The sequence below is a fragment of the Streptomyces sp. DT2A-34 genome (assembly GCF_030499515.1).
Taxonomy (GTDB): domain Bacteria; phylum Actinomycetota; class Actinomycetes; order Streptomycetales; family Streptomycetaceae; genus Streptomyces.
Window position 1 is genome coordinate 4,952,193 of the sequence record NZ_JASTWJ010000001.1, and the last position, 16,874, is coordinate 4,969,066.

At 71.9% G+C, this 16,874-nt stretch carries 16 protein-coding genes; 3 read left to right on the forward strand and 13 right to left on the reverse strand.

Annotated features, from left to right (window positions below):
- Window positions 1-86: 86 nt before the first annotated feature.
- From QQM39_RS21880 to pdhA, 3 genes are read right to left on the reverse strand one after another with little or no spacing between them, the layout of a single operon-like run.
- A complete protein-coding gene (locus QQM39_RS21880; protein ID WP_301999014.1) occupies window positions 87-1,487 on the reverse strand; it encodes a dihydrolipoamide acetyltransferase family protein in 1,401 nt (466 codons plus the stop codon).
- Window positions 1,487-2,491: an alpha-ketoacid dehydrogenase subunit beta gene (locus QQM39_RS21885; RefSeq protein ID WP_301999016.1), complete on the reverse strand. Its 1,005-nt coding sequence runs from the start codon at window positions 2,489-2,491 to the stop codon at window positions 1,487-1,489. Before QQM39_RS21885 ends, QQM39_RS21880 begins: the two co-directional genes overlap by 1 nt.
- Window positions 2,488-3,624, reverse strand: coding sequence for a pyruvate dehydrogenase (acetyl-transferring) E1 component subunit alpha (pdhA, locus tag QQM39_RS21890; protein ID WP_301999018.1), 1,137 nt, complete (start codon window positions 3,622-3,624; stop codon window positions 2,488-2,490). The genes QQM39_RS21885 and pdhA overlap by 4 nt, the downstream gene beginning before the upstream one ends.
- A gap of 190 nt (window positions 3,625-3,814) precedes the next feature.
- On the opposite strand from pdhA, the gene QQM39_RS21895 reads away from it, so the two are divergent.
- Window positions 3,815-4,300: an Lrp/AsnC family transcriptional regulator gene (locus tag QQM39_RS21895; protein WP_302003675.1), complete on the forward strand. Its 486-nt coding sequence runs from the start codon at window positions 3,815-3,817 to the stop codon at window positions 4,298-4,300.
- A gap of 16 nt (window positions 4,301-4,316) precedes the next feature.
- On the opposite strand, the gene QQM39_RS21900 is transcribed toward QQM39_RS21895, so the two are convergent.
- The 3 genes from QQM39_RS21900 to QQM39_RS21910 form a co-directional block, all read right to left on the reverse strand.
- Entirely contained in the window at window positions 4,317-4,526 is a 210-nt protein-coding gene (locus tag QQM39_RS21900; protein ID WP_301999021.1) for a hypothetical protein, read from the reverse strand.
- 97 nt (window positions 4,527-4,623) lie between these two features.
- Window positions 4,624-5,214, reverse strand: coding sequence for a TetR/AcrR family transcriptional regulator (locus tag QQM39_RS21905; protein WP_301999023.1), 591 nt, complete (start codon window positions 5,212-5,214; stop codon window positions 4,624-4,626).
- Between the two features lie 19 nt (window positions 5,215-5,233).
- Complete coding sequence (locus QQM39_RS21910) at window positions 5,234-6,796, reverse strand: 3-hydroxyacyl-CoA dehydrogenase (protein ID WP_301999025.1); 1,563 nt, start codon at window positions 6,794-6,796, stop codon at window positions 5,234-5,236.
- Between the two features lie 160 nt (window positions 6,797-6,956).
- On the opposite strand from QQM39_RS21910, the gene paaN reads away from it, so the two are divergent.
- Window positions 6,957-8,651, forward strand: a complete 1,695-nt coding sequence (gene paaN / locus QQM39_RS21915; RefSeq protein WP_301999027.1) for a phenylacetic acid degradation protein PaaN — start codon at window positions 6,957-6,959, stop codon at window positions 8,649-8,651.
- Here the strand turns inward: paaN and QQM39_RS21920 are convergent.
- The 3 genes from QQM39_RS21920 to QQM39_RS21930 form a co-directional block, all read right to left on the reverse strand.
- Window positions 8,648-9,400: an RNA methyltransferase gene (locus QQM39_RS21920; RefSeq protein WP_301999028.1), complete on the reverse strand. Its 753-nt coding sequence runs from the start codon at window positions 9,398-9,400 to the stop codon at window positions 8,648-8,650. The two genes, paaN and QQM39_RS21920, sit on opposite strands and share 4 nt — an antisense overlap.
- Window positions 9,401-9,614: 214 nt before the next feature.
- Complete coding sequence (locus tag QQM39_RS21925) at window positions 9,615-10,829, reverse strand: HTTM domain-containing protein (protein WP_301999029.1); 1,215 nt, start codon at window positions 10,827-10,829, stop codon at window positions 9,615-9,617.
- Window positions 10,826-11,602 (reverse strand): DUF5819 family protein, encoded by a 777-nt coding sequence (locus tag QQM39_RS21930; RefSeq protein ID WP_301999031.1) that lies wholly within the window; start codon window positions 11,600-11,602, stop codon window positions 10,826-10,828. The genes QQM39_RS21925 and QQM39_RS21930 overlap by 4 nt, the downstream gene beginning before the upstream one ends.
- A 234-nt stretch (window positions 11,603-11,836) precedes the next feature.
- On the opposite strand from QQM39_RS21930, the gene QQM39_RS21935 reads away from it, so the two are divergent.
- A complete protein-coding gene (locus tag QQM39_RS21935) occupies window positions 11,837-12,970 on the forward strand; it encodes an acyl-CoA dehydrogenase family protein (protein WP_301999033.1) in 1,134 nt (377 codons plus the stop codon).
- Window positions 12,971-12,988: 18 nt separating this feature from the next.
- Here QQM39_RS21935 and QQM39_RS21940 read toward each other — a convergent pair whose 3' ends face one another.
- The 4 genes from QQM39_RS21940 to QQM39_RS21955 all read right to left on the reverse strand — a co-directional run bounded on the left by QQM39_RS21940 (window position 12,989) and on the right by QQM39_RS21955 (window position 16,771).
- Window positions 12,989-13,318, reverse strand: a complete 330-nt coding sequence (locus QQM39_RS21940; RefSeq protein ID WP_302003676.1) for a rhodanese-like domain-containing protein — start codon at window positions 13,316-13,318, stop codon at window positions 12,989-12,991.
- A gap of 152 nt (window positions 13,319-13,470) precedes the next feature.
- On the reverse strand, window positions 13,471-14,373 hold the full coding sequence (locus QQM39_RS21945; protein WP_301999034.1) for a J domain-containing protein: 903 nt from the start codon (window positions 14,371-14,373) through the stop codon (window positions 13,471-13,473).
- A 235-nt stretch (window positions 14,374-14,608) separates the two neighbouring features.
- Entirely contained in the window at window positions 14,609-16,087 is a 1,479-nt protein-coding gene (locus tag QQM39_RS21950; protein WP_301999036.1) for a DUF2252 domain-containing protein, read from the reverse strand.
- Between the two features lie 321 nt (window positions 16,088-16,408).
- Window positions 16,409-16,771 carry a helix-turn-helix domain-containing protein gene (locus tag QQM39_RS21955; RefSeq protein WP_301999038.1) on the reverse strand — a complete coding sequence of 121 codons (363 nt, stop codon included), beginning with the start codon at window positions 16,769-16,771 and terminating at the stop codon, window positions 16,409-16,411.
- Window positions 16,772-16,874 lie beyond the last annotated feature (103 nt).

The window sequence follows — 16,874 nt, forward strand, 5'->3', positions numbered from 1 at the left end:
GCGGTTCGTACGCGGTCACCCCCCGAGTATGCGTGCCTCCACGATCACAGGGAACGCAGGGGAGGCGGCCGGCCGTGGTGGCTGTGTCACAGCGTGCGCAGCAGCACCGCCGGCTGTTCCACGCAGTCCGCCACATACCGCAGGAAGCCGCCTGCCGTGCCGCCGTCGCAGACCCGGTGATCGAAGGTGAGCGAGAGCTCCACGACCTGGCGCACCGCCAGTTCGCCCTCGTGCACCCACGGCTTGGGGATGATGCGGCCGACGCCGAGCATCGCGGCCTCGGGGTGGTTGATGATCGGCGTGGAGCCGTCGACGCCGAACACGCCGTAGTTGTTCAAGGTGAAGGTGCCGCCGGTGAGTTCCGCGGGCGTGAGGGTGCCCGTGCGGGCCGCCTCGGTCAGCCGGGCGAACTCCGCGGTCAGCGACTCCGCGTCCCGCGCGTGCGCGTCCCGTACGACCGGGACGACCAGGCCCCGCTCGGTCTGCGCCGCGAACCCAAGGTGCACCTGGTCGAGCTGGATGACCTCCCGGGCCTCCATGTCCACCGTGGAGTTGAGCTCGGGGAACCGGGCCAGGGCGGCGGTGCAGATGCGGGCCAGCAGGGCGAGGAGGGAGATCTTCGGCCCACCGGCGGCGTTCATCGCGGTCCGCGCCCTCATGAGCTCCGTGGCGTCGGCGTCCACCCAGCAGGTCGCGTCGGGGATCTCCCGCCGGCTGCGGGAGAGCTTGTCGGCGACGGCGCCGCGGATGCCCTTGAGGGGGGTACGGATGCCTTCAGGGGCGGCCTTGGCGTGGGCAGGGGGAGCAGGTGCCGGTGTGACTGCCGGTGCCTTGGCCACGCGCTCCTGCGCGGAGGCGGCCCGCAGCGCGTACTCCACATCCGCCCGCAGGATCAGCCCCTCGGGTCCGGAACCGTGCAACTCCCGCAGGTCCAATCCGTTCTCGCGGGCGAGGCGGCGCACCAGGGGGGAGATCACCGGAACAGGGCCCTCGTGGTTGCCGTTGCGGGCGTCGGCCCGGTCCGGGCCGGCGGGTGCGGTGGCGGACGCGGGACCGGCCGCCTGTGGCCGCACCGGAGCCGTCGGCCGTACCCTGCGCCGCCGCGAGGGCGCCTCGGAGGTGCCGTATCCCACCAGCACGTTTCCGGAGCCCTCGGTCGTACCGCCGAAGGCGGCCGCGCTCTCGGCCGCGCCCCGGGCCGTGCCCTCGCCCGGACTCTCTGCCGGTCCGCCGGAGGCAGGCGCCCCCACCGCCACCGTGAGCAGCGGCGCCCCGACGGGCAGCTCCGTGCCCTCCTCGCCGAAGCGAGCCGTGACCACGCCGCCGTAGGGGCAGGGGATGTCGACCATCGCCTTGGCCGTCTCGACCTCGACGACCGGCTGGTCGACGGTGACGACGTCACCCACCTCCACCAGCCAGCGGACGATCTCCGCCCCGGTGAGCCCCTCCCCGAGGTCGGGAAGCTTGAACTCCAGCACCTGTGGCATCAGCCCTCCGCCTCCCACTGCAGACGCCCCACGGCGTCCAGGATCCGGTCCACGCCGGGCAGGTGGTGACGCTCCAGCATCGGCGGCGGGTAGGGGATGTCGAACCCGGCCACGCGCAGCACCGGCGCCTCCAGGTGGTGGAAGCAGCGCTCCGTGATCCGGGCCGCGATCTCCCCTCCCGGGCCGCCGAACCCGCCCGACTCGTGCACGACGACCGCTCGCCCGGTCCGCCGTACCGAGGCGGCGACCGTCTCGTCGTCGAACGGCACCAGCGAGCGCAGGTCGACGACTTCCAGGTCCCACCCCTCCTCGCGCGCCGCCTCGGCGGCTTCGAGGCAGACGGGCACGGACGGTCCGTACGTGATGAGCGTGGCGCTCCGGCCCGAGCGCCGCACCACCGCGCGGCCAATCGGTTCAACGTCCGTCGGGTGTTCCGGGTTCCAGGAGTCCTTCGACCAGTACAGGCGCTTGGGCTCCAGGAAGACGACCGGGTCGTCGGAGGCGATGGCGGAGCGCAGCAGCCCGTAGGCGTCGGCGACGGTCGCGGGCGTGACGACATGGAGCCCCGGAGTCGCCATGTAGTACGCCTCGGAGGAGTCGCTGTGGTGCTCGACGCCGCCGATGCCGCCGCCGTAGGGGACGCGGACGGTGATCGGCAGCGGCATCGTGCCGCGCGTGCGGTTGCGCATGCGTGCCACGTGCGAGATGAGCTGCTCGAACGCCGGGTAGGCGAACGCGTCGAACTGCATCTCCACGACCGGGCGCAGGCCGTACATGGCCATGCCCACCGCCGTGCCCAGAATCCCCGCCTCGGCCAGCGGCGTGTCCGTGCAGCGGTCCTCGCCGAACTCCTTGGCGAGTCCGTCGGTGACGCGGAAGACGCCGCCGAGGGTGCCGACGTCCTCGCCCATGACGTGCACGGTGGGGTCGTCCGCCATGGCGTCGCGCAGCGCGCGCGTGAGGGCCTGCGCCATGGTGGCCGGCTTGACGGCGACGGTGGTCATCGGTGCGACCCTTCCGACTCGGCGTCGAGCTCGGCACGCAACTGGGCCTGCTGTTCGCGCAGTTGCGGGGTGGGCTCGGCGTACACGTGGGCGAACAGGTCCATCGGGTCGAGCACCGGGTCCTGGTTCATGCGCTCGCGCAGGTCGGCGGCCATCGCCTCGGCGGCGTCCCGCGCGGCCTGCTTGCCGGCCTCGTCGAGGAGGCCGCGCTCGGTCAGCTCGTGCTCCAGGAGGGCGAGCGGGTCGTGCCCGCGCCAGGTCTCCACCTCGGAGTCGCCGCGGTAGCGGGTCGCGTCGTCGGCGTTGGTGTGGGCGTCGATGCGGTAGGTGATCGCCTCGATCAGCGTCGGTCCGCCGCCCGCGCGGGCGTGCCGTACGGCGTCGCTCAGCACCTCGTGCACGGCGGCCGCGTCGTTGCCGTCGACCAGGCGGCCGGGCATGCCGTAGCCGACTGCCTTGTGGGCCAGCGACGGGGCCGCGGTCTGCTTGGCGAGCGGGACGGAGATCGCGAAGCCGTTGTTCTGGACCAGGAAGACGACCGGCGCCTGCCACACGGCGGCGAAGTTCAGCGCCTCGTGGAAGTCGCCCTCGCTGGAACCGCCGTCGCCGACCATGGCGAGCGCGACCACGTCGTCGCCCTTGAGGCGGGCGGCGTGCGCGAGGCCGACGGCGTGCGGGAGCTGGGTGGCGAGCGGGGTGCACAGGGGGGCCACGCGGTGCTCGTGCGGGTCGTAGCCGGTGTGCCAGTCGCCGCGCAGCAGGGTCAGCGCCTGGACGGGGTCCAGGCCGCGGGCCACGGCGGCGAGGGTGTCACGGTAGCTGGGGAACAACCAGTCGCGGTCCTCCAGCGCCAGCGCGGCGGCGACCTCGCAGGCCTCCTGGCCGGTGCTGGACGGGTACACGGCGAGGCGACCCTGCTTCGTGAGCGCGGTCGCCTGCGCGTTGTACCGACGGCCCCGCACCAGCTCGGCGTAGAGCCGGCGCAGCAGGCCCGGATCGGCCTTCGCGGCGGCCTCGGTGCCGAGGACGCGGTACGGCTCCGCGTCGGGCAGCAGCGGCGCGGGGTCCATGCGGGGCTGCCAGGCGGGCGGCGGCGATGGCCGGTACGCGCCTCGCTGCTCCATGACCGTCATGACGGCACCTCCTCGTGGGAGCGGCTACGGAAGGCGCAGCTCTTGTGATGCGCCTCACCTACCGATTGTTCGGTCGTCGGCACATTTTGGCTACAGGCACCCTCAGGCTGTGGACAAACGGTTCTCCACAGCCTGCAATGAACGCAGTACGTCCACGGCAGGAAGGTGGGGGGACATGGCGCCTGAACAAATGGCCGAGAGCCCGGACAGCGGCACCCCCTTGCCGCCCCCGCGCCCGCTCGACGCCATCGATCAGGACATCCTCCAGATGCTCCAGGCGGACGGCCGCGCCTCGATACGGTCGGTCGCCGAGCGGGTCCATGTCTCCCGTGCCAACGCCTACGCGCGCATCAACCGCCTCATCGAGGACGGTGTCATCCGGGGTTTCGGCGCCCGCGTCGACCACGAACGCGCAGGCCAGGGCACCTCGGCGTACATCACCCTGAAGATCGTCCAGAACTCCTGGCGCACGGTGCGCGAGCAGCTCAGACAGCTCCCCGGCGCCTCTCACATCGCCCTCGTCGGGGGCGATTTCGATGTGCTGCTGCTGGTCCACACCCCCGACAACAGGGCACTGCGCGAGCTGGTCCTCACCCGGCTCCAGGCGATCCCCGAGGTGCTCAGCTCGCGCACGCTGCTGGTGTTCGAGGAGGAGGACCTGGAGCCGCAGGGCTGAGCATCCGTCCCGGGGGTCAGCCGGAGGCCATCGCCGTGCCCATGAGCAGCATCCGCGCCGACCGGCGGAGTCCCCCGTAGACCATCACGTCGAGGCTGCTGACGTAGCTGTCGATGCCGAAAATGATGCACTCCCCCACGAGGAGCGGCAGTCCGGCCAGCGTGGCCACGAAAGGCGCCGTCCACCCCGTCGGGTCGGCTGCGAGCTCCGCGTCGTTCTCGATCATGCGTCACAGCCCACCGGCCGGGAACGCCCGCGGACATCGGGCGGCGCACTCATCCGTCCACGCGCGCGTACTCAACCCGCCGCCGCACCAGGGGCGGTCAGCCCGCCTGCCGCAGTCCCCCGAAGACCAGCCGCACCACCGTGTCGGCGACCTCGCGCTCGTTCATGCCGCGGCCGTCCGGCCGGTACCACTCCACGATCGAGTTGATCATCCCGAAGACGAGCCGCGTCGCCAGCCGCACCTCCACGTCGGCGCGCACCTCCCCGTCGGCGGCGGCCGCCTTGAGCAGTGCGGCGACCTGGTGGTCGAAGTCGCGGCGCCGGTCCAGGGCCCACCGCTCGGTGTCGGTGTTGCCGCGCACGCGCAGCAGCAGCGTCACATAGGGCAGGTCGCCTATGAGCACCTCGACCATGCGCCGTACGACGTACTCCAGGCGGTCGGCGGCGTGCCCCTCGCGCGCGTGCTCCTCGTCGAGGATCCCGAAGAGCCCGTCGAGCGCCCGGCTGACGGCGCGGCGCAGCAGCTCCTCCTTGCCCGAGACGTGGTGGTAGATCGACGACTTGGAGATGCCGGCCGCCTTGGAGAGATGCTCCATGGAGGTGCCGTCGTAACCGCGCTCGTTGAAGATCCGCACGGCGACGGAGAGCAGTGTCTCGGGCGTGTACGTGTCGCGCTTGGCGGTGGTCATTCGGTGCTGCCCTCCCGGGTCATGAGGTGCTGCCCTCGCGCTTGTCGGAGGCGTACGCGTGGCGGTACAGCGCGAGGGACGGCGCGTAGCGCCCGGAGGGGTCGCGCAGGTGCAGGTCGTCGAGGAGGGCGTACGCCCAGTTGCGGCCGAGCCGGCGGCTCCACTCGAAGGGGCCGAGCGGGTAGTTCACGCCGAGACGCATCGCGGTGTCGATGTCCTCCTCGGTGGCCACGCCCTTGGCGACGGCGTCGTGCGCGAGGTCGACGATCCGGGCGACCGTGCGGGCGACGATCATGCCGGGGACGTCGCCGATGACGCTGACGTCCTTGCCGAGCGCCTGGAAGAGGCCGGTGGCCTCGGCGAGGGTCTGCGGCGCGGTGTCCTGGGAGGCGGACAGGGCGATGCGGGTGGCCCGGCGGTAGTCGAGGGCGAGGTCGAAGTAGACGACGTCCCGGAACTCCACCGACGTCTGGCCGTCGGCGAGCGCGAGCTGGCCACCACTGGGCAGCACCAAGCGGGTGCCGTGGTCCTCGTCCTCCTCGCGCACCGGGATGCCCGCCTCGCGGATCAGCGCGAGCAGCTCGGAGGCCGGGCCCAGGTCGCCCTCGGCGACGACATAGGCGGGCGTCCGGCCCTTCTCCGCGGTGTGCGGCTCGTCGCGCTCGGCAGCCCCGTTCTCATCGGAGTAGTCGTACCAGCCGCGCCCGCTCTTGCGGCCGAGCCGGCCGGACTCCACCAGGCGGCGCTGGGCGAGCGAGGGCGTGAAGCGCACGTCCTGGAAGAAGGACTGCCAGACGGAGTGGGTGACCGACTCGTTGACGTCCTGGCCGATGAGGTCGGTGAGTTCGAAGGCGCCCATCTTGAAGCCGCCGCACTCGCGCAGGACGGCGTCGATGGTGGCGGGGTCCGCGCCTTGCGCCTCGTAGACGGCGAAGGCCTCGGCGTAGAAGGGCCGGGCGATGCGGTTGACGATGAACCCGGGGGTGTCGGCGCAGGCGACCGGCGTCTTGCCCCAGGCGCGTGCCGTCTCGTACGCGCGCGTGGCCGACGTGACGTCGGTGGCGAACCCGGAGACCACCTCGACGAGCGGCAGCAGTGGCGCCGGGTTGAAGAAGTGCAGGCCGACGAAGCGGCCCGGGTTGGCGAGGGCGCCGCCGATGGCCGTGACGGACAGGGACGAGGTGTTGGTGGCGAGCAGGCAGTCCTCGCCGACGATGCCCTCCAGCTCCCGGAACAGCTCCTGCTTGACGTCCAGGCGCTCCAGGACGGCCTCGACGACCAGGGCGCAGTCCGCGAGGTCGGCGAGTGACTCGGCGGGCAGCAGCCGGGCGCGGGCGGCGATGGGGGTGCCCCCGCGCGAGGTTGTTCGAGCGTGGGGGAGGTCGGCGCCGGTGAGGCGGTCCTTCTCGACGAGCCGGTCGAGGCGCGCGCCGATCGCGTCGGCCGCTGCCTGGGCGCGCCCGGGAGCGGCGTCGTACAGCCGTACGGGATGGCCCGCGACCAACGCGACCTGGGCGATGCCCTGGCCCATGGTGCCGGTGCCGACAACGGCCACGGGGCTGCTGAGGTCGAGTGCTGTCATGTGCGCGATCCTCCCGCACGGGGTTTTCCACAGATGCGGCGGACCCCCTTGAACCGACCGATCGTTCGGTTACTCTAACTCTGACCGCCTGTTCCTGCCCATGTTTCTGCCCAGGTCATGAGCTCAACGAAGAGCTCTTCAGACGAGGAGTTGGTCCCGCATGGCCACCGCCGAACTGACCACCCACGAGCTGATCGCCAAGCACCGGCCCACCCTCGACCAGGCGCTGGAGGCGATCCGCACCCGCGCGTACTGGTCCCCGCACCCGGAGCACCCCAAGGCCTACGGCGAGAACGGCAGCCTGGACGCGGCAGCGGGCAAGGCCGCCTTCGACGCCCTGCTGGGCAACCGCCTCGACCTCGGCCAGGCCGGCACGGACGACTGGGTGGGCGGCGAAGTGTCCCCGTACGGCATCGAGTTGGGCGTCGAGTACCCGCACGCGGACATCGACGTACTACTGGCCGCCATGAAGTCCGGCCAGCGCGAGTGGCGGGACGCGGGCGCGGAGGTGCGCGCCGTGGTCTGTCTGGAGATCCTCAAGCGGATCAGCGACCGGACGCACGAGTTCGCGCACGCGGTCATGCACACCTCCGGCCAGGCCTTCATGATGGCCTTCCAGGCGGGCGGCCCGCACGCGCAGGACCGTGGCCTGGAGGCGGTGGCGTACGCATACGTCGAGCAGGCCCGCACCCCCGACACGGCGGAGTGGACCAAGCCGCAGGGCAAGCGCGACCCGCTCGCCCTGAACAAGCAGTTCACGCCGGTCCCGCGCGGGATCGCGATGGTCATCGGCTGCAACACCTTCCCGACCTGGAACGGCTACCCGGGCCTGTTCGCCTCCCTCGCCACCGGCAACGCGGTCCTGGTGAAGCCCCACCCGCGCGCGGTACTGCCGCTCGCGCTCACCGTGCAGGTCGCGCGGCAGGTGCTGACCGAGGCCGGCTTCGACCCGAACCTGGTGGCGCTGGCGGCCGAGCGACCCGGCGAGGGCATCGCCAAGACGCTGGCTCTCCGCCCGGAGATCCGGATCATCGACTACACCGGCTCGACCGTGTTCGGCGACTGGCTGGAGGCCAACGCCCGCCAGGCGCAGGTCTACACGGAGAAGGCCGGCGTCAACACGGTGATCGTCGACTCGACGGACGACTACAAGGGGATGCTGTCCAACCTGGCCTTCTCCCTCTCCCTGTACAGCGGCCAGATGTGCACCACGCCGCAGAACCTGCTCATCCCCCGCGACGGCATCCGCACCGAGGAGGGCCCCCGGACCTTCGACGAGGTCGTCGCCGACCTCGCCCGCTCGGTCGACGGCCTCCTCGGCGACGACGCCCGCGCGAACGCCCTGCTCGGCGCGATCGTCAACCCCGACGTCAAGGCCCGCTTGGAGGCCGCGGCAGGGCTCGGCGAAGTCGCCCTCGCCTCCCGCGAGATCAGCAACCCGGAGTTCCCGGACGCGGTGGTCCGTACGCCGGTGATCGTCAAGCTGGACGGGGCCAAGCCGGACGACGAGGCCGCCTACATGAGCGAGTGCTTCGGGCCGGTCTCGTTCGCCGTCGCGGTCGACTCGGCGACGGAGGCGGTGGAGCTGCTGCGGCGGACGGTGCGGGAGAAGGGCGCGATGACGGTCGGTGCGTACACCACCGACGAGGAGGTCGAGCAGGCCGTACAGGAGGCCTGCCTGGAAGAGGCGGCCCAGCTGTCGCTGAATCTGACGGGCGGGGTGTACGTGAACCAGACGGCCGCGTTCTCCGACTTCCATGGGTCGGGGGGTAACCCCGCGGCCAACTCGGCGCTGTGCGACGGGGCGTTCGTCGCCAACCGGTTCCGGGTTGTCGAGGTGCGTCGGGAGGCCTAAGCCCGGGACGCGCCCCCGGTGAGACTCCAGTGGTACAGCGTCATCGCCACGCTGGTCGCGAGGTTGTAGCTGGAGACCTGAGGACGCATCGGCAAGGACACCAAATGGTCGGCACGCGCGCGTAGTTCGGCCGAGAGGCCACTTCGCTCCGACCCGAAGGCGAGGACGGCGTCGTCCGGGAGCTTGCTGCCCCGGATGTCGTCGCCCTCCGGGTCCAGCGCGAAGACCGGCCCGGGCGGCAGCTCGTCCACGTCCAGCCGCTCCACCGCCGTCGCGAAATGCAGGCCCGCCCCGCCTCGTACGACCGTCGGATGCCACGGGTCGAGGGTGCCTGTCGTGACCACGCCCGTCGCGCCGAAACCGGCGGCCAGGCGGATCACGGCTCCCGCGTTGCCGAGGTTGCGCGGGTTGTCGAGGACCACGACGGGGGCGGTACGGGGGGTATGCGCCAGCTTCTCGAGGTTGGCCGCGCGGGACGGACGTACCGCCAAGGCGGCCACCGCGGTGGGGTGCGGGCGCGGAACGAGCGAGGCGTACGTCGTCTCGGGGACCTCCGTCAGCAGCGCGTCCAGCGTCTCCCGTACGTCCGGCGCCAGCTGCTCGGCGAGGGCGAGCACGGCTTCCCGGTCGACAGCGACCGCCACGGGGACCTCGGCGCCGAAGCGCAGCGCGTGTTTAAGGGTGTGGAAGCCGTCGAGCAACACGGCACCGTCGGCGCGCTCGCGCCAGCGGGTCACGGGATCGGTCATGCCGTGAAGCGTCTCAGATTGGCTTAGTGATCCCCAATGTTGCTCAGGGATGTGAGCCCATCGCCTTCGTGCCCTGGTGCTGAACGGCGCGAGCCGTCAGCCCTCGTGGCACGTCCCTCCGGACGCTGGTCGATGAGGCCGCACGACCTCATCGAGGAGGGTGCCCGACGTCGCCTGGGCGCCGGCCGCGCGCGTGACAGTCTGCACAGCATCACTACGGACCGCTAATCCCACTGGTGGCCCGCTCGTCATCGGGGACGCGGGGCAACGGCAGCACACGGGAGCCGCCCCGCCCGGACAGCCGTCCACGCGCGCGTGCCGCCCACTCGCCCAGGCGGCGCAGGAACGACGTCGGCAAAAAGACCGCGTCCGCCGCGATCATCGCGAGCGAGAAGAAGGGCAGGCCGAGGACGACGGCGATCACGGCGTGCTCGGTGATCATCGCGGCGAGGAGGACGTTCTTGACCCGCCGGTTGAACAGCGTGAACGGGAAGGCGACCTGCACGACGACCGTGCCGTAGGTGATGAGCATCACCATCGTGCCGCTGGACGACAGCACATCGGCGAGGGCGGGCCAGGGCGAGAAGTAGTCGAGGTGCAGCGGGTAGTAGACAGCTGTGCCGTCCTGCCAGCGGGAGCCCTGGATCTTGTACCAGCCGGCCGTCGCGTAGATCAGGCAGGCCTCGGCCATGATCACGAGCAGGGCGCCGTTGTGCACGATGTTGCCGATGACGTCGAGCAGGATGCGGGGCTGGGGGGTCCGGGCACGGCGGCCCACGATCCACCACACGGCCTGCCCCAGCCAGACGCCCCACAGGATCACCGGCACGGTCAGGTCGCCGTCGAGGCGGCCCGCCGCGGTCACCGCGACCAGCGCGAACCCGAACACGCCCCACAGGGCCGGGCCCACCCGGTCGGGCCCGATCCGCTCGCCACGCGCGTGTGCCTCGCGTGCGAGCCGTGCCCGGCGCTCGTCCAGCGACCAGACCTGGCCGCAGCGCGTGAACACCAGGTAGACGCACATCAGGTGCAGGACGTTGTCACCGCCGTCGCCCATGAAGATGGAGCGGTTCTGCAGCGAGAGCACCCCGACCATGAACAGCACGGACATCGTGCGGGTGCGCCAGCCGAGCAGCAGCAGAACGCCGGCCAGGACGGCGAGGGCGTACACGGACTCGAACCAGAACCGGCTGCTCGACCACATCAGCGCGGTGAACGAGCCGTTCGTCCCGATCAGCTGCTGGGCGAGGTCGAAGTCCCACGGGCCGTCGGGGCCGTACAGCTCCTGGCGGTGGGGGAACTCGCGCAGCAGGAACAGCAGCCAGGTCGCGGTGAAGCCGATGCGGATCACGGCCGTCTGGTACGGGCCGAGGGCGGACTCGGTGACGCGGGCGATGCCCGAGGAGATCGCGAGGGTGAAGCGGTTCACCGGGCGCCCTCCTGGGTGGCGGCCTCAGGGGCGGTCCCGTCCTTCGGCACCCACCACCACGGCAGCACGCGGTAGGTCGGCTTGTCCGAGACCTGCTCCTCGCTCCACTTGGGCGGGCGCACATGGGTGGTGCGGGAGCGGACCTGGACGCGTTCGACGACGCCGCCGTCGCCGGCCGCGTTCGCACGGTCGAGGCGCAGCTGCACGATGTGCCGCAGATACGTCTCGGACAGGGCGCCGCGCAGACCCACGGGACGGTTCTGGGCGTCATGCGTGGCGAGGAAGAAGTCCCAGGCCCGGCGCAGCTCGTTCTGCTGGGTGTGGCTGGGCAGCAGATTGCCGTCGATGGCCCGGCCGTCCTGGGCGGACAGGTCGTACCAGCCGGTGGTGCGGGTGCCGCCGTCGGCCGCGGCGACCTGGGCACGGACCTGCACGGCGATGTTCTGCTGCAAGGGGTTCGGGGCGAACAGCTTCCAGTTCTGCTCGAACTCCGGGTATATCCAGTCGTCGATCGCCTTGCCGTGCTGCTTGGTGACCGTGTTCGGCGGCGCGACGTGCAGGAAGACCATGCCTATGTGGACACAGACGGCGATCGCCACGACCGCGAGCGCGAGGGCGGCGCCGATCTGGTACCGCAGGGACAGGGCGGCCACGCCGGTGCGGGGTTCCGGGGCCGGCGGGGGTGGGGCAGGCGGGGCCGCGATGGCGGACGGGGCGTCCTGCGGCTCCTCGTCCGGCCGGCGGGCGGCCGAGCCTGCGTCGTAGGCGTCCATTCTGCCCCGTTCCCTGATTCCGGTTCGTCTTCCCTCAGCGCTCGCACGGGAACGGTACTCAGGCCCACCCGCCGGGCACAGCCCCTGCCGGGCCGCCGTTGCCCACACCTTACGGGGGCCCTACGAGACCTTACGGGGGTCCGCCGAGGACCATTCCCTTCTTCTAGAACCTGTTCTATCTTGACGCTCCGTCAGATCGCCGTGAGTGTGCGTGGGTGTGGAAGGGCAGGCATCGTGGACTTCACCTTCACCGAGGAGCAGCAGGCGGCGGCCGAGGCGGCGCGCGGAGTGTTCGCCGGGGTCGCGCCGGACGCGGTGCCCTCTCCCGCGCTCACCCCGGGCGCCGTCGCCGACGGCTTCGACCGCCCACTGTGGGACCGCCTCGCGGATGCGGACCTGCTGAGTCTGCTGCTCGCCGAGGAGTACGGCGGGGCGGGCCTCGACGCCATCGCGCTGTGCCTGGTGCTGCGCGAGTCGGCGAAGGTACTGGCCCGGGTGCCGCTGCTGGAGAGCAGTGCGGCGATGGCGGCGGTCCAGGCGTACGGCGGCCCGGAGCTGAAAGCCGAGCTGCTCGCCCGTGCGGGGCGCGGCGAGGTGGTGCTGACGGTCGCCGCACACGGCCGCACCGGCCACGACCCGGCGGAACTCGCGGTGACCGCGCGGCAGGACGGTTCGGGGTGGGTGCTGGACGGGGTGCAGACGGCGGTGCCTTGGGCCTACGACGCCGATCTCGTCCTCGTGCCGGCCCGTACGGCCGCCGACCGGACCGTCCTCGCGCTGGTGCGGCGCGATGCGGAGGGGGCCACGCTCGCCGAGCAGTTCTCGACCAGCGGGGAGCGGCTGGGGGAGCTGCGGCTGGAGTCGGTGCGGCTCGCGGCTCGGGACGTCGTCGACGCGGAGGGGGCGTGGGAGTGGCTGCGGGAACTGCTGGCCACCGGGACGTGTGCGCTGGCCCTCGGGCTGGGCGAGCGGGTGCTGGGGATGACCTCGGAGTATGCGAGCAAGCGGGAGCAGTTCGGGCATCCGATCGCCACGTTCCAGGCGGTCGCCGTGCAGTCCGCCGACCGCTACATCGACCTGCGCGCGATGGAGGCCGCGCTGTGGCAGGCCGCGTGGCGGATCACCTCCGGGGCGCCGGGGGCGCTGCCTGCCTCCGGAGACGTGGCCGTGGCCAAGATCTGGGCCTCGGAGGGCGTACGGCGGATCGTGCAGACGGCCCAGCATCTGCACGGCGGCTTCGGCGCGGACGTCGACTATCCGCTGCACCGGTACCACGCCTGGGCCAAGCACCTGGAGCTGGCGCTCGGCCCGGCGGCGGCGTACGAGGAGGCGCTGGGGGACCTGCTGGCGGCGCATCCGCTGGGGTGACCCGCGGACACCGGGTGCCTACAGCACGTACCCGGGCTGTCCCTCGTCGTTCACCACGGGGCGTCCCGCTGCTGCCCACACCTGCATGCCACCGTCGACGTTCACGGCGTCGATGCCCTGCTGGACGAGGTACATCGTGACCTGCGCCGAGCGGCCACCGGAGCGGCAGATCACATGGACGCGGCCGTCCTGCGGGGCGGCCTCGGCCAGCTCGCCGTAGCGGGCGACGAACTCGCTGATGGGGATGTGCAGGGCGCCCTCGGCGTGACCCGCCTGCCATTCGTCGGCCTCGCGGACGTCCAGGAGGAAGTCGTCGTCCTTGAGGTCGGTGACCTCGACTGCGGGCACGGCAGATCCGAAATTCATGACTCCGACGCTACCTGACGGGTGGTGCAGGGTTCGCCGTGGTCGTTCGCGCCCACGCGGCGGAACCGCACATCGATACCGTCCCGCGCCCCTCAGGCGATTCCGTCCCGCGCCTCTCAGGCGATTCCGTCCCCCTAACCGAGCAGTGCCGCGAGCTCCGCCTCCCGCTCCGTCACCTGGGCCAGGAGCTGATCGGCGATCTCGTCCAGGAGGCGGTCCGGGTCGTCCGGGGCCAGGCGGAGCATCGCGCCGATCGCGCTCTCCTCCAGCTCCTTCGCGACGAAGGCGAGCATCTCCTTGCGCTGGGCGAGCCATTCGAGGCGGGCGTAGAGCTCCTCCGCAGGGGTCGGGCCCTGTTCCTTGGGCGCCGGTCCCGCGGCCCATTCCTCGGCCAGCTCCCGCAGCAGCGCCTCGTCGCCACGGGCGTAGGCGGCGTTGACGCGGGTGATGAACTCCTCACGCCGGGACCGCTCGGCGTCTTCCTGCGCCAGGTCGGGGTGGGCCTTGCGGGCCAGCTCGCGGTAGAGCTTGCGGGCCTCGTCGCTGGGGCGCACCCGCTCCGGGGGTCGAACGGGCTGGTCCGTGAGCATCGCGGCGGCCTCCGGGAACAGCCCCCCGCCGTCCATCCAGCCGTGGAACAGTTCCTCGACGCCGGGCATCGGCAACACCCGGGCACGTGCCTCGTCGGCCTTGCGGATGTCCTCGGGATCGCCGGTGCGGGCGGCCGTGGCTTCCGCGATCCGGGCGTCCAGCTCGTCGAGGCGGGCATACATCGGGCCGAGCTTCTGGTGGTGCAGGCGGGAGAAGTTGTCCACCTCGACGCGGAAGGTCTCCACCGCGATCTCGTACTCGATCAACGCCTGCTCGGCGGCCCGCACGGCCCGCTCCAGCCGCTCCTTGGGTCGCCCCGCACCGTCCTCGGCGGTCACCTGCGCCTCACCACCCTGCTCAGCTCCACCGGCGGGCACCTCGGCACCGCCCCGCGTCCCCGCACCAGCGGGCTCGGCCTGGGACTGCTCAGCTTCCGGCGTCGTCACCCGACCAGCCTAGGCCACGCCGTGACCGCGTCGGCTGAGCCGAGCCCCCGGGCACCGCCGCCCGGAAGAGACCCGGCGTTGTCGCAGGCCCAGCTGGGGCTGCCGCCCCGGCGCCCACGGGGTGCCACCAGCGCCCACCCGTAAACGCTGCGCGTACCCCACCGCACCCGCACAGGCCACCGCAGGCATCCAGGCATCCTCCCGCCCACGCACCCGCACCCGCACCCGCCCTACGTCACACCCCCACCTCCGCCGCGATCCGCCCCGCCCGCACCGCCATCACCAGTGCCGCGTGGTCCGCCTCCGTGCGGTCGGCGTAGGTGACGGCGAACGTGGCGATCGCCTCGTCCAGTTCCTCGTTCCTGCCGCAGTAGCCGGAGATCAGGCGGGGGTCGGCGCTGTGGGAGTGGGCGCGGGCCAGGAGGGCGCCGGTCATGCGGGCGTAGTCGTCTATCTGGTCGGCGGCCAGCGCGGCCGGGTCGACGCTGCCCTTGCGGTTGCGGAACTGGCGTACCTGGAAGGGGAGTCCGTCGACCGTCGTCCAGCCCAGCAGTATGTCGCTGACCACCTGCATGCGCTTCTGCCCGAGGACCACGCGCCGTCCCTCGTGCTCCGTCTGCGGCGCCTCGAAGCCGGCCGTCACCAGGTGCGGGACGAGAGCCGAGGGGCGGGCCTCCTTCACCTGGAGGACCAGGGGTTCGCCACGGTGGTCCAGGAGGAGGACGACGTACGAGCGCGTGCCCACGCTGCCCGTGCCCACCACACGGAATGCCACGTCGTGCACCGAGTGGCGGGACACGAGGGGATGGCGGTCCTCGGAGAGCGTGGTGACCCAGCCCTCCAGCGACGCCGCCACCGCCGCCGCCTCCGCGTCCGGTACCCGGCGCAGTACCGGCGGGGCGTCGACGAAGCGGCGGCCGCCGTCCTCGGTCGGCTCCGTCGACTTCGCCGCGAAGCGCCCGCTGGTGTTGGCCCGCGCCTTCTCCGCGACCCGTTCCAGCGTGCCGAGCAGGTCATGGGCGTCGGTGTGGGAGACGAGCTCCTCGTCCGCGATCGCGTTCCACGCGTCCAGCACCGGGAGCTTGGCCAGCAGCCGCATGGTGCGCCGATAGGCACCGACCGTGTCGTGCGCCGCCTTGCGGCACGCGTCCTCGTCCGCGCCCGCCTCCCGGCCCGCGAGCACGAGCGAGACGGCGAGCCGCTTGAGGTCCCACTCCCAGGGGCCGTGCAGCGTCTCGTCGAAGTCGTTCAGATCGATGACCAGGCCGCCGCGCGCGTCGCCGTACAGACCGAAGTTCGCCGCGTGTGCGTCGCCGCAGATCTGGGCGCGGATCCGGGTCATTGGAGTGCGGGCGAGGTCGTACGCCATGAGCCCCGCCGAGCCGCGCAGAAACGCGAAGGGCGTCGCCGCCATCCGGCCCACCCTTATCGGGGTGAGCTCGGGAAGCCGGCCGAGGTTGGACTCCTCGACGGCCGCCACGGCGTCGGGACGGTCGGCATCGAGGTCGAAGAGCGCGTGCTCACCGCGCGGCACCCGCCTGCGCAGCGCCTTGCCCTCCTCCTTGGGCGACCCACCGCCGGGCCACTGCGCGAAGCCGCGCACCCGGGGGAGCCGGCGCGCCACGGATTCCGACGCCGCGGATTCAGATGCCGGCGCCGACTCCGACGCCCCCGCAGCCGCCTCCGCCGTAGCCCCGCCACCGACCTCGGTCATACCGACCGCCTCCCCCGCTCACACACGAACATCAACTCGTGCCGACGGTACAGCCGGTGGCCGAAACGCGTCACACCCTGTGGACAACTCCACGGCTGTGGACAACTCGCCGACTGTTCCCGACTCCACAGCTTGTGGAAAACGTGGCTCGGCGGCCCGGCCTGTGGAAAACGCCCGTGCTGACAGCGGCTTCGTACCGACAGCGGCTTCGTACCGACAGCGGCTTCGTACTGGCAACGGCTTCGTACTGGCAACGGCTTCCTGCCGGTAGCGGCTTCGTATCGGTAGCGGCTCGCGGAGAACCCCGCCGAATCACCGACCTCAGCAGCCCTCGGGCCCCGCCCCGTCCGCCAGATACTTCTTCGCCCACCCACCCAGTTCGGTCAGCGCGGGCTCCAGCGCGGCGCCCGCCTCCGTCAACCGGTACACCACCCGCAGCGGCGGCCCGTCGTACACCTCGCGCACGACGAGTCCGGCGGCGGCCAGCTCGGTGAGCCGGTCGGAGAGCATGCGCTCGCTGATACCGGGAATCGCCCGGCGCAAGGAGACGAAGTGCGCGGGCCCGGTGGTCAGGACGGACACGATCGGGCCGGTCCAGCGCTTGCCGAGCAGCTGGAAGACGCGGGTGATGCCGTCGTCGACCCGCTTGCACGCCGCTACGTCGTGACTCTGCTCAGCCGCCATGCCTTCAGGGTACTGCCCTGCCGTACGGGGATGAAAAAAAGTAAGCGACTGTGTTATTCATAGTCGGGTACGAATCCTCAGCCCGTGGCCGGAGCCCCGGCCG

What these genes read in the sequence shown, in the direction of transcription:
- QQM39_RS21880 (WP_301999014.1), bottom strand. Translation starts at nt 1,487, where the DNA reads ATGCCACAGGTGCTGGAGTTCAAGCTTCCCGACCTCGGGGAGGGGCTC.
- QQM39_RS21885 (WP_301999016.1), bottom strand. Translation starts at nt 2,491, where the DNA reads ATGACCACCGTCGCCGTCAAGCCGGCCACCATGGCGCAGGCCCTCACG.
- pdhA (WP_301999018.1), bottom strand. Translation starts at nt 3,624, where the DNA reads ATGACGGTCATGGAGCAGCGAGGCGCGTACCGGCCATCGCCGCCGCCC.
- QQM39_RS21895 (WP_302003675.1), top strand. Translation starts at nt 3,815, where the DNA reads ATGGCCGAGAGCCCGGACAGCGGCACCCCCTTGCCGCCCCCGCGCCCG.
- QQM39_RS21900 (WP_301999021.1), bottom strand. Translation starts at nt 4,526, where the DNA reads ATGATCGAGAACGACGCGGAGCTCGCAGCCGACCCGACGGGGTGGACG.
- QQM39_RS21905 (WP_301999023.1), bottom strand. Translation starts at nt 5,214, where the DNA reads ATGACCACCGCCAAGCGCGACACGTACACGCCCGAGACACTGCTCTCC.
- QQM39_RS21910 (WP_301999025.1), bottom strand. Translation starts at nt 6,796, where the DNA reads ATGACAGCACTCGACCTCAGCAGCCCCGTGGCCGTTGTCGGCACCGGC.
- paaN (WP_301999027.1), top strand. Translation starts at nt 6,957, where the DNA reads ATGGCCACCGCCGAACTGACCACCCACGAGCTGATCGCCAAGCACCGG.
- QQM39_RS21920 (WP_301999028.1), bottom strand. Translation starts at nt 9,400, where the DNA reads ATGACCGATCCCGTGACCCGCTGGCGCGAGCGCGCCGACGGTGCCGTG.
- QQM39_RS21930 (WP_301999031.1), bottom strand. Translation starts at nt 11,602, where the DNA reads ATGGACGCCTACGACGCAGGCTCGGCCGCCCGCCGGCCGGACGAGGAG.
- QQM39_RS21950 (WP_301999036.1), bottom strand. Translation starts at nt 16,087, where the DNA reads ATGACCGAGGTCGGTGGCGGGGCTACGGCGGAGGCGGCTGCGGGGGCG.
- QQM39_RS21955 (WP_301999038.1), bottom strand. Translation starts at nt 16,771, where the DNA reads ATGGCGGCTGAGCAGAGTCACGACGTAGCGGCGTGCAAGCGGGTCGAC.